The sequence below is a fragment of the Pseudomonas fluvialis genome (genome assembly GCF_002835605.1).
In the GTDB taxonomy this organism is placed as follows: domain Bacteria; phylum Pseudomonadota; class Gammaproteobacteria; order Pseudomonadales; family Pseudomonadaceae; genus Aquipseudomonas; species Aquipseudomonas fluvialis.
Window position 1 is genome coordinate 42,512 of the sequence record NZ_PIYS01000028.1, and the last position, 13,036, is coordinate 55,547.

Below are 13,036 nucleotides of genomic sequence, written 5' to 3' on the forward strand. Positions count from 1 at the left end.
CCCGGCCCAAGCATTCGACCCACGCCTTACACATGGGGGCTCGCTGGCATAATCACAAGCACACCCACGCGACTTTTCCGCCCGGCAGCGTTACTGGGCGTCCGGCGCCGGGATCGGGTACACTACGCCGCTTTCACGCGGATCGAAACGCAGGGTCAATTATGGCGCTTACACAAGAGCGGAAGAAACAATTCAAATCTATCGGGCACCATCTGAAACCCGTATTGACGGTTGCCGAGAACGGCCTTAGCGAAGGCGTTCTGGCTGAACTGGAGCGTGCGCTCAATGATCACGAACTGATCAAGGTGCAGTTCCGCATTACCGAGCGCGAAGATCGCCGCGCACTGATCGAAGCGCTCTGCCAGAACAGCGGCAGCGAGCTGGTTCAGGTGATCGGCAAGATGGCGCTGGTCTATCGCAAAAACCCGCAAGTCAATCGCAACCTGTCCAACGTCAGCCGCTTCAGCGGCCTCTAAGACAGCTCAGCCCAGCCGCTGGCGGCCACGGCCGCCGCGCGGCAACGGCTGCAGAATCAGCAACAAGCCGCAGAACGCCAATACCAGGTAGCTGAACATCAGCAACAGCTGCTGCTGCGGCAAAAACTCACGCACGGCAAAAAATACCAGGCTCCCCAACAGCACCGTCAGCAACAGCTGACCACGCAGGTCAGCAAGCAAACGCAGCCAGCCCGTTTCCTGCAGCAAGACAGCCAACTGCAATACGCCGCAAAACCCGGCGAACCCGACCAGCAACGGGCGCAACGCAGCACCAGCCTCATCGACCAGCATGGGTGCCAGGCCCATTTTCTCTAACCCAGGCAGCACCACGAAATGCAGCAGCCACAGGCCGCCGACCCAGAATGTCTGGGCCAGCAGCCAACTGATCGACCCGGCGCCCAACGGCGCCGGCTCAGAGATGGCGAACCTCGACAATTTCGTACTCGACCAGGCCGCTCGGCGTTTGCACCGCCACTACATCACCTTCCTGCTTGCCCACCAGCGCGCGGGCAATCGGCGAACCCACAGAAATCTTGCCTTGCTTGATATCCGCTTCATCCTCACCGACGATCTGGTAGACCACGCTGTCATCGGTTTCCACATTGGCAATCTCCACGGTGGTTCCGAAGATCACCTTGCCGGTGTGCTCAATGCTGGTGACATCGATGACCACGGCATTCTGCAAGCGGCCTTCGATATCACGGATACGCGCCTCGACCATGCCCTGCTCCTCACGAGCGGCATGGTATTCGGCGTTCTCCTTGAGATCCCCCAGTTCGCGAGCTTCGGCAATGGCCTGGCTAAGTGCGGGACGGCGCACCTTGGTCAGATGTGCCAGCTCCTCTTCCAGGGCGCGAGCGCCCTGGACGGTCATCGGGTACTTGTTCATGCCTTGATTCCTGCATGCAGATCCTGCAGCCGACGCACGGTCTTCTCCGGACCGAACTTGAGCGCTTCACAGACCGCCTGCCCCGCCGCGATGGTGGTGGTGCAGTAGATCTTGTGCTGCAGGGCGTTACGACGGATCGAGTAGGAGTCCGCGATGGACTGACGCCCCTCGGTGGTATTGATGATCAGGGTCACTTCGTCGTTCTTGATCATGTCGACGACATGCGGACGACCCTCGGTCACCTTGTTCACCCGGCGCACCGGCAAACCGGCGGCCTCGATGATCTTGGCAGTACCCGCGGTAGCGACCACTTCAAAGCCCAGCGCGACCAGATCACGGGCCACCTGCAGGGCTTCGGGCTTGTCATCCTCACGCACGCTGATGAAGGCCACACCGGCATTCGGCAGGATTTCATTGGCCCCCAGCTGCGCCTTGGCAAAGGCCTCGCCGAAGCTGTCGCCAACACCCATGACTTCGCCAGTCGACTTCATCTCCGGGCCGAGGATCGGGTCAACGCCGGGGAACTTGTTGAACGGGAATACCGCTTCCTTGACGCTGAAGAACGGCGGGATGATTTCCCGGGTAAAGCCCACCTCGGCCAGCGTCTTGCCAGCCATGACTCGTGCGGCCACCTTGGCCAGCGATTCACCGATGCACTTGGAGACGAACGGCACGGTACGCGAAGCACGCGGGTTCACCTCGATGACATAGATATCCTCGCCCTGCACGGCCATCTGTACGTTCATCAGACCGACGACCCCCAGCTCCAGGGCCATTTTCTTGACCTGCTCGCGGATCTCGTCCTGGATGTGCTTGGGCAGCGAGTACGGCGGCAGCGAGCAGGCGGAGTCACCGGAGTGCACGCCGGCCTGTTCGATGTGCTGCATGATCGCACCGATCACCACGGTCTCACCGTCGCTCACCGCATCCACGTCGACTTCGATGGCACAGTTGAGGAAGTGATCGAGCAGCACCGGGCTGTCATTGGACACCTTCACCGCTTCACGCATGTAGCGCTTGAGCTCTTCTTCCTGGTAAACGATCTCCATCGCCCGACCGCCCAGCACGTAGGACGGGCGCACCACCATCGGGTAGCCGATGTTCTTCGACAGGGCCAGCGCCTCGTCTTCGCTGCGCGCGGTGGCGTTGGCCGGCTGACGCAGACCGAGACGCTGCACCATCTGCTGGAAGCGCTCGCGGTCTTCGGCGCGGTCGATGGCCTCGGGGCTGGTGCCAATGATTGGCACGCCTGCTTCTTCCAGGGCGCGGCAGAGCTTCAGCGGCGTCTGGCCGCCGTACTGCACGATCACGCCTTTCGGCTGCTCGACGCGGACGATTTCCAGCACGTCTTCCAAGGTCACCGGCTCGAAGTACAGGCGGTCGGAAGTGTCGTAGTCGGTGGAAACGGTTTCCGGGTTGCAGTTGACCATGATGGTCTCGTAGCCATCTTCGCGCATCGCCAGTGCTGCGTGTACGCAGCAGTAGTCGAACTCGATACCCTGGCCGATACGGTTGGGACCGCCACCGAGGATCATGATCTTGTCGCGGCCGCTCGGATTGGCCTCGCACTCTTCCTCGTAGGTCGAGTACATGTAGGCGGTATCCGTGGCGAATTCGGCAGCGCAGGTGTCTACGCGCTTGTACACCGGCAGCACTTTCAGCTTGTGGCGATGCGCACGCAGGCTCTTCTCGGACACACCCAGCAGCTTGGCCAGGCGCGTATCGGAGAAACCCTTGCGCTTGAGCTTGAACATCAGGTCATAGTCGATGGCCGAAAGACCAAGCGTTTTGACTTGCTCCTCGGTCTTCACCAGATCCTCGATCTGTACCAGGAACCATTCGTCAATGCGCGTCAGCTCGAACACCTCGGCGATTGTCTTGCCGGCACGGAAAGCATCGGCCACGTACCAGATACGCTCGGCACTCGGCACGGTCAGCTCACGGCGCAGGGTGCTTTCGGCTTCCGGGTCGTTCAGATCAAGTTTCGGGTCAAAGCCGGAAACCCCCACTTCCAGGCCACGCAACGCTTTCTGCATGGACTCCTGGAAGGTACGGCCGATGGCCATGACTTCACCCACGGACTTCATCTGGGTGGTCAGGCGGGCGTCTGCCTTGGGGAACTTCTCGAAGGCAAAGCGCGGGATCTTGGTCACCACATAGTCGATGGCCGGCTCGAAGGAGGCCGGGGTGCGTCCACCGGTGATGTCGTTCTGCAGCTCGTCGAGGGTGTAGCCGACGGCCAGCTTGGCAGCGATCTTGGCGATCGGGAAACCGGTAGCCTTGGAAGCCAGTGCCGAGGAACGCGATACCCGCGGATTCATCTCGATGACCACCATGCGTCCGGTGTTCGGGCAGATGCCGAACTGCACGTTGGAGCCGCCGGTTTCCACGCCGATCTCACGCAGCACCGCCAGCGAGGCGTTGCGCATGATCTGGTATTCCTTGTCGGTCAGGGTCTGGGCTGGGGCCACGGTGATCGAGTCGCCGGTGTGCACGCCCATCGGATCGAAGTTCTCGATGGAGCAGACGATGATGCAGTTGTCCTTTTTGTCGCGGACCACCTCCATCTCGTATTCCTTCCAGCCGATCAGCGACTCGTCGATCAGCAGCTCGCTGGTCGGCGACAGGTCAAGACCGCGGGCGCAGATTTCCTCGAACTCTTCACGGTTGTAGGCGATGCCGCCACCGGTGCCGCCCATGGTGAAGGACGGACGAATGATGCAGGGGAAGCCAACCTGCTCCAGCACGCCGTAGGCTTCTTCCATGCTATGCGCGATGCCGGAGCGCGGGCAGGCCAGGCCGATGTCACGCATGGCCTTGTCGAAACGCGAACGGTCTTCCGCCTTGTCGATGGTATCGGCATTGGCACCGATCATCTCGACGCCGAACTTGGCCAGCACACCGTGCTTTTCCAGGTCCAGCGCACAATTCAGCGCGGTCTGTCCACCCATGGTCGGCAGCAGGGCGTCGGGGCGCTCCTTCTCGATGATCTTGGCCACGGTGGCCCACTTGATCGGCTCGATATAGGTGGCGTCGGCCATGGCCGGGTCGGTCATGATGGTGGCCGGGTTGGAGTTCACCAGGATGACGCGAAAACCTTCTTCCTTCAGGGCCTTGCAGGCCTGGGCGCCCGAGTAATCGAACTCGCAGGCCTGGCCGATGACGATGGGGCCGGCGCCGAGGATCAGGATACTTTTGATGTCTGTACGTTTTGGCATGGTCTTTCTCGAATTCTCTGCTCGGCGGACTTAGCGGCGCTTGGCCATCTCGGCAATGAAGCGGTCGAACAGCGGGGCCACATCGTGCGGGCCCGGACTGGCTTCCGGGTGTCCCTGGAAGCTGAAGGCCACCTTGTCGGTACGCTCAATGCCCTGCAGGGTACCGTCGAACAGCGACTTATGCGTAGCGCGCAGGTTGCCCGGCAGGCTGGCTTCGTCCACGGCGAAACCGTGGTTCTGGCTGGTGATCATCACCACGCCTGTTTTCAGGTCCTGTACCGGGTGGTTGGCGCCGTGGTGGCCGTGGCCCATCTTCACGGTCTTGGCACCGGAAGCCAGGGCCAGCAACTGGTGGCCGAGGCAGATACCGAAGACCGGAATATCGGTCTCCAGCACGGTCTTGATGGCGGCGATGGCGTAGTCGCACGGTTCGGGGTCGCCGGGGCCGTTGGAGAGGAACACGCCATCCGGGTTGAGTGCCAGCACTTCACTGGCTGGAGTCTGCGCCGGCACCACAGTCAGACGGCAACCACGTGCCACCAGCATGCGCAGAATGTTCAGCTTGACGCCATAGTCATAGGCGACCACGTGGTACGGCAACTGGCTGGCCGGAATCTCCGGATGGCTGTCGCTATCAAGAGTCCACACACTGGAACGCCACTCGTAAGCCTTCTCGCAGGTGACTTCCTTGGCCAGATCCATGCCCTTGAGTCCCGGGAAGCTGCGCGCCAGCTCCAGGGCCTTTTCTTCAGTGGCGTCTGCACCGGCCAGGATGCAGCCATTTTGCGAACCCTTCTCGCGCAGGATGCGGGTCAGGCGACGGGTATCAATACCGGCGATGGCGACGGTACCGTTAGCCTTCAGGTACTCATCCAGTGGTTGCTTGTCGCGCCAGCAGGAAGACAGCAGCGGCAGGTCGCGAATAATCAGGCCGGCCGCCCATACGCGATTGGACTCGGCGTCTTCCGGCGTAGTGCCGGTGTTGCCGATGTGCGGATAGGTCAGGGTAACGATCTGCTGGGCATAGGAAGGGTCGGTCAGGATTTCCTGATAGCCGGTCATGGCGGTGTTGAACACCACCTCGCCAATGGTCTGGCCATCGGCACCGATGGCCTCGCCACGGAAAATACTGCCATCAGCTAGGGCCAGAATGGCAGGTTTAAGGGCTGGCTTACTCAAGAAGACCTCCGTCGATCAAGGCTTGAAGCACACGCAGATTGTAAAAAAGCGGGATGACGTGTGAAGGTCATCCCGCTTTTTTGTCTGATTCATTCTGCGCAACTTTAGTGGACACACTAAAGCGGGAAGCTTACAGGAAAAGGCCAAAAATCGAAAGCCAAAAGACTGCAAAAACAGAGAATGCGCGCCACCCTAGAGCACTCCGCAGACGTTTCATGTTGACGCGAAAGGATTCGAGCGGAAAAATAGGTACCTTCTCCAGGTTTCGCAAAGGAAGACCACCATGAGTACCCGAATCAGCACCAGCGAAGCCGCTCGCCTACTCAACATCAGCGCTCAACACGTCAGAAACCTGTGCCGCGACCAGGAACTGAAGGCTGAGAAAATCAGCAGTTCCTGGATCATCGACCTGGACAGCGTAACCAATTACGGACTAAGAACAGCACACATGATCGCCGAGGATCACGCCGCCTATCAGGTAGAAAACCGAAGCAAAAATCAACCGATCGCTCTAAGTTTTTTCTCAGGTGCGATGGGTCTTGACCTAGGACTAGAAAAAGCAGGCTTCGATATTCGCCTTGCCTGCGAGTTCAACAAATACTGCCGCCAGACCATTGCCCTCAACCGCCCCAACACGGCCCTGCTTAGCGACATCAACGACTACTCCGCAGAACAGATCCTACAGGCTGCTCAACTCAGCGCCGAAGAGGTAGACCTTATAGTGGGCGGCCCACCCTGCCAGGCGTTCAGCACTGCTGGCAAGCGCAAGGCATTCAACGATGACAGGGGAAACGCCTTTCTAAAATACATCGATCTAGCACTAGCCATCCGCCCACGTTTGATCGTAATTGAGAACGTGCGCGGCCTATTATCATGCCCCATGGATCATCGCCCCCATGACCAACGCGGGCCCGAGTTTCCAGATTTATCACAGGACGAGATGAAAGGTGGTGCGCTCAATTTCGTTCTGAGCAAGCTACAACTAGCTGGCTACACCTGTAGCTTCAATCTCTATAGCGCAGCGAATTTTGGCACCCCACAAATCCGCGAACGAGTAATCATCATATGCTCGCGTGATGGGGTTCAGGCCCCATTCCTGACTCCCACTCACTCGGAAAATGGCGAACTTGGCCTGCCCCGATGGAGAACCTTCCGCGAAGCGGTTCAAGGAATCAAACACCACGATCACCTGAATTTCCCGGAAAAACGACTGAAATACTATCGACTGCTTGGCCCTGGTCAAAACTGGCGCAGCCTAACTCCGGAACTGCAACAAGAAGCACTCGGCAAGTCTTACTTTTCTGGAGGAGGCAAGACGGGTTTTCTACGTCGCCTTAGCTGGGACAAACCCGCCCCCACTTTGGTTACTCACCCCGCAATGCCTGCAACCGACTTGGCGCACCCTGAAGAAAATCGACCACTCTCGATCCAGGAATACAAACGTCTACAGGAGTTCCCAGATGATTGGCAACTGGCTGGCCCACTGATCGAACAGTATAAGCAGGTGGGCAATGCCGTACCGGTCAGTCTGGGCTATGCGGTAGGGAAACTGGTTAGCGACTTGCTTCAAAATAAAGCCCGCCATTCACCCACTGGCTTCAAGCACTCACGCTATCAGGCAACCTCACACTATGAATGGATACAACAATTTAAAAAGCAGGCACAAAGAAGTCTATTTCAGTCCGCATGACGACGAAAAAGCAGGGAATCGATCAATCCTGCGCAGATGTAAGTTGAACTATTCGCTCCCAAAGGATAGCCCCTTCCTCATTACAAAAATCATCCATAAACTCACGAGTGAATTTGTTGATCATTCGCGAGTAGGACGCCTGAAACTCATCGTTACGTTCCCGCGCTTTGAAGCTCAGCGGCTCAATCAATTCGACATATAGGTCAGCGTCACCTGAAACAAACTCCCAAAAGCGCTGACCACAGAGTTTTAAGTAATCACCCTTATCGGGATTACGATCACGACCGTAGCAACAGCCATTGACTGCCATAACATGCAACCCTGACTGGCTTGTGCGCAAAGTCTTCTGTGCCGTCTTGAAATTTGTACGCATCTGGCCAATTTGCGAGCTATTTCCCCAGTTTGGACCAGATTTGATAGCCACTATATAACGGCAACCATCTTTGTCGAACTCAAGATCAACGCCTGCAATGCCTGACTTCCAGCCGCCGTAAGTTTTCCCATTTATGAATATCGCCAGACCTTCAAGCCAATCGCCAAATAGAGTTTCCTCATTGGAGGAAATATGAGCTTCAAGAATGCCCCGCACGATCTGCTCAGCAGTCTGCACATTCTTAGCCCTGAAAAGATAAGGATTCTTGCGCTTCAGAACATTACTCAATCTGAGCCTAGCCAGGCTGTCGATACGCTTCTGGTGAAAAACACCAATATTATCTTCCACATATCGCGCCACATCATCCAGGTTGAGCAACTGCATCCTTATCACTCTCTCATTCAATAACAACCACAGAAGAATACTGCTCCAACACAGAGTCAGCAAAACACCTCAGCGCAGCTCCAACACATCCTGCATGTCATACAGCCCTGGCAGACGCCTGTGCAGCCACAACGCCGAGCGCACCGCGCCCTTGGCGAAGGTCATGCGGCTGGAGGCCTTGTGGGTGATTTCCACCCGCTCGCCGTCTGCGGCGAACAGCACGGTGTGATCGCCGACCACATCGCCAGCACGCACGGTGGCGAAGCCAATGGTTTCCCGAGCGCGCGCGCCGGTCTGGCCTTCACGGCCGTACACGGCCACCTTGTGCAGATCACGCCCCAGCGCCTCGGCCACCACCTCACCCATGCGCAGTGCAGTCCCCGAAGGCGCGTCAACCTTGTGCCGGTGGTGAGCCTCGATGATCTCGATATCCACCTCGTCACCCAATACACGGGCAGCGGTATCCAGCAACTTCAGGCACAGATTGACGCCCACGCTGAAGTTGGCGGCAAAAACGATCGGAATCTCTTTGGCCGCCGCCGCCAGCTGCTGCTTCTCCTCGGCGGAGAAACCAGTGGTGCCAATCACCATGGCTTTCCCGGCACTGCGGCAGATCTGCAGGTTTTTCAGGGTCACAGAAGGATGGGTAAAGTCGATCAGCACATCGAAAGCATCGACGACTGCTGCAAGATCACCCACCAGCGTCACGCCCAGCCGCCCCACACCGGCCAGCTCACCGGCATCAGCCCCAATCAGGCTGCTGTCCGGGCGATCAACCGCTGCCGTCAGCTGCGCATCAGCCGCCTGCTGCACCGCTTCGATAAGGTTCTTGCCCATGCGCCCAGCGGCGCCCATTACTGCGATACGTTGCATAGCATCAGCTCCCAGCTGCAAGGCTCAAGCTGCAAGCCAAGCACAACACCTTCTTGCGGCTTGTAGCTTGCGGCTTGACGCTCATTTTAAACGTCACCGAAGAAGCGTTTGACGCCCTCGAACCAGCCGCTGGCCTTGGGCGAATGACCGCCGTCGCCTTTGAGCGTGGCGCGAAACTCTTCAAGCAACTCTCGCTGGCGCTTGGTCAGGTTGACCGGGGTTTCCACCAGAACACGGCACATCAGGTCACCTGCTGCACCACCGCGCACCGGTGCCACACCCTTGCCGCGCAGGCGGAACAGCTTGCCGGTCTGCGTACCCTCGGGAATCTTCAGCTTGACCCGACCATCCAGGGTCGGCACTTCCAACTCTCCCCCCAGCGCCGCATCGGCGTAGTCGATCGGCACCTCGCAATACAGATGTTTGCCGTCACGCTGGAAGATCGGGTGCTCACGCACATTGACCACCACGTACAGATCGCCCGACGGCCCCCCCTTGCCACCCGCCTCACCTTCACCGGACAGACGAATGCGATCACCGGTATCGACGCCGGCCGGCACCTTGACCGACAGGGTCTTGGTTTCCTCGACGCGTCCCTGGCCATGACAGCTGCCACAAGGATCGGTAATCATCTTGCCGCTGCCATGGCAACGCGGACAGGTCTGCTGCACCGAGAAAAAGCCCTGCTGCATACGCACCTGGCCAATCCCGCCGCAGGTAGTACAGGTTACCGGGCTGGTACCTTTCTTGGCCCCGCTTCCGTCACAGGTCTTGCACTCGACCAACGACGGTACCTTGATGGTCACGGTAGTGCCACGCACCGCTTCTTCCAGATCCAGCTCCAGGGTGTAGCGCAAATCCGCACCCCGCTGCGGACCGCCACGCTGGCCGCCACGACCGCCACCAAAGAAGTCGCTGAACACATCACCGAAGATGTCCGAGAAATTTGCCCCGCCACCGCCGAAACCGCCACCGCCCATCTGCGGATCAACTCCGGCATGACCATACTGGTCATAAGCGCTGCGCTTGCTGGCATCGGAGAGCACTTCGTAGGCCTCGTTGGCCTCCTTGAACTTCTCCTCGGCCTCTTTGTCATCCGGATTACGATCCGGGTGGTACTTCATGGCCAGCCGGCGATAAGCCTTCTTCAGCTCCGCCTCGCTGGCACCACGCTCCACACCGAGCACTTCGTAATAATCACGCTTGGCCATAACTATCCTGCACTGTGAATTCGCACCGTCCAGATACGCCGACGCGGGAGCAGGCTCCCGCGTGGCATATCACCTGCCACCCCGAGGTGGCGCGGGGACAGGACTCAAGCCTTACTTGTTGTCCTTGACTTCTTCGAACTCGGCATCGACCACGTCGTCGCCGGCCTTGCCGTCGTCCTGTGCGGCGCCTGCCTCACCGGCCTGCGCCTGCTCGGCATACATCTTTTGCGCCAAGGGTGCAGTCACCTCCGACAGAGCAGTCATCTTGGCTTCGATAGCTGCCTTGTCGTCGCCCTTAACGGCCACTTCCAGCTCGCTTACGGCCTTCTCGATGGCCACCTTCTCATCGGCTGTCACTTTATCACCGGCCTCGGTGACCATTTTGCGGGTGGCATGCACCAGCTGATCACCCTGATTACGCGCTGCCGCCAACTCCTCGAACTTGCGGTCTTCCTCGGCGTTAGCCTCGGCGTCGCGGATCATCTGCTGGATCTCTTCCTCGGACAGACCGGAGTTGGCCTTGATCACGATGGACTGCGACTTGCCGGTCGCCTTGTCTTTGGCCGACACATGCAGAATACCGTTGGCATCGATGTCGAAGGTCACCTCGATCTGCGGCACACCGCGCGGCGCCGGCGGAATCTCGGCCAGGTCGAACTTGCCCAGCGACTTGTTCTGCGCGGCCTGCTTGCGCTCACCCTGCAGCACGTGGATGGTCACGGCGCTCTGGTTGTCGTCGGCCGTGGAGAACACCTGCGACTTCTTGGTCGGGATGGTGGTGTTCTTCTCGATCAGCGCAGTCATCACGCCGCCCATGGTTTCGATACCCAGGGTCAGCGGGGATACGTCGAGCAGCAGCACATCCTTGACGTCACCGGCCAATACCGCGCCCTGAATGGCGGCACCCATGGCCACGGCTTCGTCCGGGTTGACGTCCTTACGTGCTTCCTTGCCGAAGAACTCGGCGACCTTCTGCTGCACCAGCGGCATACGGGTCTGGCCACCGACCAGGATCACGTCGTTGATCTTGCTGACGTCGATACCGGCATCCTTGAGCGCCACACGGCACGGCTCGATGGTGCGCGCCACCAGGTCCTCAACCAGGGCCTCCAGCTTGGCACGGGAGATCTTCACGTTAAGGTGCTTCGGACCGCTGGCATCGGCGGTGATGTACGGCAGGTTGACATCAGTCTGCTGACTGGAGGACAGCTCGATCTTGGCCTTCTCGGCGGCTTCCTTCAGACGCTGCATGGCCAGCGGGTCGCCTTTGAGGTTCATGCCGGTTTCTTTCTTAAATTCGTCGACGAGGTAATCGATCAGGCGAATGTCGAAGTCTTCACCACCGAGGAAAGTGTCACCGTTGGTCGCCAGCACCTCGAACTGGTGCTCGCCATCCACTTCGGCGATCTCGATCACCGACACGTCGAAGGTGCCGCCACCCAGGTCATAGACGATCACAGTGTGGTCGCCCTTGGCCTTGTCCATGCCATAGGCCAGCGCCGCCGCGGTCGGCTCGTTGATGATGCGCTTGACGTCGAGACCGGCGATGCGGCCAGCGTCCTTGGTCGCCTGGCGCTGGCTGTCGTTGAAGTAGGCCGGAACGGTGATCACCGCTTCGGTCACCGGCTCGCCCAGGTAGTCCTCGGCGGTCTTCTTCATCTTCTTCAGCACTTCCGCGCTGATCTGCGGCGGCGCCATCTTCTGGCCGTTGACTTCCACCCAGGCGTCACCATTGTCGGCCTTGGTGATTTTGTACGGCACCATCTGAATGTCTTTCTGTACCACGTCTTCTTCGAAGCGACGACCGATCAGACGCTTTACCGCATACAGGGTGTTGTGCGGGTTGGTCACGGCCTGACGCTTGGCCGACTGGCCGACGAGAATTTCACCGTCATTGGCATACGCAATGATCGAGGGCGTGGTGCGAGCGCCTTCGGCGTTCTCGATCACCTTGACGTTGCCGTTTTCCAGAATGGACACACAGGAGTTGGTGGTGCCCAGGTCGATACCGATAATTTTGCCCATGTTCTTTCTCCTGAAACGAGTGACTTGTCTGCGGCCTTGACTCGCCGCTAAGCATGAATTCGCTTGTTGCTACAGATGGGGCCGGCCCGGATGATTTCAAGCCTGCTCATCAATCGAAGGCTGTGCCACGGCTGGTGCCTTGCTGACCACAACCATCGCCGGGCGCAGCAGACGCCCACTGAGCAGATAGCCCTTCTGGAATACCTTGAGCACACTGCCCGGCTCGGCATGCAGGCTTTCTTCCATAGCCATGGCCTGGTGATGTTCCGGGTTGAACGGCTCACCCAGCGGGTCCACTTGCTCAACCTGATAACGCTTGAGGGTATCGGTCAGCAGCTTGAGGGTCAGCTGCATACCTTCACGCACGGGTTTGATGGCCTCATTCTCGGCACTGGACAACTCCAGGCCACGCTCCAGGCTATCCACCACGGCCAGCAGATCACCGGCAAATTTCTCAAGGGCAAACTTGTGCGCCTTCTCGACATCCTGCTCGGCACGGCGCCGTACATTCTGCAGATCCGCCGCCATGCGCAGTGCCTGATCCTGAGCGGCTGCCAGCTGCTCTTCAAGTTGCGCTACGCGACCCTGCAGGTCTTCGGGGGCAGTCGCTGCCTGCTCGGGATTGTCGCCATCAAGGATCTGTTCGTCTGCCATCTCTTCCTCCAAACAACACTGCTGCGGCATAACCCGCCGATCT

General features: G+C 59.1%; 11 protein-coding genes. 2 read left to right on the forward strand and 9 right to left on the reverse strand.

Annotated features, from left to right (window positions below):
• Nucleotides 1–161: 161 nt before the first annotated feature.
• Nucleotides 162–476 carry a ribosome assembly RNA-binding protein YhbY gene (gene yhbY / locus CW360_RS14655; RefSeq protein WP_093985968.1) on the forward strand — a complete coding sequence of 105 codons (315 nt, stop codon included), beginning with the start codon at nucleotides 162–164 and terminating at the stop codon, nucleotides 474–476.
• 6 nt (nucleotides 477–482) lie between these two features.
• Here the strand turns inward: yhbY and CW360_RS14660 are convergent, their stop codons facing one another.
• From CW360_RS14660 to carA, 4 genes are read right to left on the reverse strand one after another with little or no spacing between them, the layout of a single operon-like run.
• Nucleotides 483–899 (reverse strand): DUF4149 domain-containing protein, encoded by a 417-nt coding sequence (locus CW360_RS14660; RefSeq protein ID WP_101194222.1) that lies wholly within the window; start codon nucleotides 897–899, stop codon nucleotides 483–485.
• A gap of 10 nt (nucleotides 900–909) precedes the next feature.
• Nucleotides 910–1,386 carry a transcription elongation factor GreA gene (gene greA, locus CW360_RS14665; RefSeq protein ID WP_093985966.1) on the reverse strand — a complete coding sequence of 159 codons (477 nt, stop codon included), beginning with the start codon at nucleotides 1,384–1,386 and terminating at the stop codon, nucleotides 910–912.
• Nucleotides 1,383–4,604, reverse strand: coding sequence for a carbamoyl-phosphate synthase large subunit (gene carB / locus CW360_RS14670; RefSeq protein ID WP_093985965.1), 3,222 nt, complete (start codon nucleotides 4,602–4,604; stop codon nucleotides 1,383–1,385). The genes greA and carB overlap by 4 nt, the downstream gene beginning before the upstream one ends.
• A gap of 30 nt (nucleotides 4,605–4,634) precedes the next feature.
• Nucleotides 4,635–5,783 (reverse strand): glutamine-hydrolyzing carbamoyl-phosphate synthase small subunit, encoded by a 1,149-nt coding sequence (gene carA / locus CW360_RS14675; protein WP_093985964.1) that lies wholly within the window; start codon nucleotides 5,781–5,783, stop codon nucleotides 4,635–4,637.
• A 283-nt stretch (nucleotides 5,784–6,066) separates the two neighbouring features.
• On the opposite strand from carA, the gene CW360_RS14680 reads away from it, so the two are divergent.
• Complete coding sequence (locus tag CW360_RS14680; protein ID WP_101194223.1) at nucleotides 6,067–7,473, forward strand: DNA cytosine methyltransferase; 1,407 nt, start codon at nucleotides 6,067–6,069, stop codon at nucleotides 7,471–7,473.
• Nucleotides 7,474–7,495: 22 nt separating this feature from the next.
• Here the strand turns inward: CW360_RS14680 and CW360_RS14685 are convergent, their stop codons facing one another.
• The 5 genes from CW360_RS14685 to grpE all read right to left on the reverse strand — a co-directional run bounded on the left by CW360_RS14685 (nucleotide 7,496) and on the right by grpE (nucleotide 12,993).
• Nucleotides 7,496–8,230 (reverse strand): PmeII family type II restriction endonuclease, encoded by a 735-nt coding sequence (locus CW360_RS14685; RefSeq protein ID WP_101194224.1) that lies wholly within the window; start codon nucleotides 8,228–8,230, stop codon nucleotides 7,496–7,498.
• A 69-nt stretch (nucleotides 8,231–8,299) separates the two neighbouring features.
• On the reverse strand, nucleotides 8,300–9,103 hold the full coding sequence (dapB, locus tag CW360_RS14690) for a 4-hydroxy-tetrahydrodipicolinate reductase (RefSeq protein ID WP_101194225.1): 804 nt from the start codon (nucleotides 9,101–9,103) through the stop codon (nucleotides 8,300–8,302).
• A gap of 86 nt (nucleotides 9,104–9,189) precedes the next feature.
• Nucleotides 9,190–10,314 (reverse strand): molecular chaperone DnaJ, encoded by a 1,125-nt coding sequence (dnaJ, locus tag CW360_RS14695; RefSeq protein ID WP_093985962.1) that lies wholly within the window; start codon nucleotides 10,312–10,314, stop codon nucleotides 9,190–9,192.
• Between the two features lie 111 nt (nucleotides 10,315–10,425).
• Nucleotides 10,426–12,339 carry a molecular chaperone DnaK gene (dnaK, locus tag CW360_RS14700; protein ID WP_101194226.1) on the reverse strand — a complete coding sequence of 638 codons (1,914 nt, stop codon included), beginning with the start codon at nucleotides 12,337–12,339 and terminating at the stop codon, nucleotides 10,426–10,428.
• 96 nt (nucleotides 12,340–12,435) lie between these two features.
• A complete protein-coding gene (gene grpE, locus CW360_RS14705; protein ID WP_093985960.1) occupies nucleotides 12,436–12,993 on the reverse strand; it encodes a nucleotide exchange factor GrpE in 558 nt (185 codons plus the stop codon).
• Nucleotides 12,994–13,036 lie beyond the last annotated feature (43 nt).

Coding starts and splice junctions, on each gene's coding strand:
- dnaJ (WP_093985962.1), bottom strand. CDS start 10,314: ATGGCCAAGCGTGATTATTACGAAGTGCTCGGTGTGGAGCGTGGTGCC.
- grpE (WP_093985960.1), bottom strand. CDS start 12,993: ATGGCAGACGAACAGATCCTTGATGGCGACAATCCCGAGCAGGCAGCG.
- dnaK (WP_101194226.1), bottom strand. CDS start 12,339: ATGGGCAAAATTATCGGTATCGACCTGGGCACCACCAACTCCTGTGTG.
- dapB (WP_101194225.1), bottom strand. CDS start 9,103: ATGCAACGTATCGCAGTAATGGGCGCCGCTGGGCGCATGGGCAAGAAC.
- yhbY (WP_093985968.1), top strand. CDS start 162: ATGGCGCTTACACAAGAGCGGAAGAAACAATTCAAATCTATCGGGCAC.
- CW360_RS14685 (WP_101194224.1), bottom strand. CDS start 8,230: ATGCAGTTGCTCAACCTGGATGATGTGGCGCGATATGTGGAAGATAAT.
- CW360_RS14680 (WP_101194223.1), top strand. CDS start 6,067: ATGAGTACCCGAATCAGCACCAGCGAAGCCGCTCGCCTACTCAACATC.
- carB (WP_093985965.1), bottom strand. CDS start 4,604: ATGCCAAAACGTACAGACATCAAAAGTATCCTGATCCTCGGCGCCGGC.
- greA (WP_093985966.1), bottom strand. CDS start 1,386: ATGAACAAGTACCCGATGACCGTCCAGGGCGCTCGCGCCCTGGAAGAG.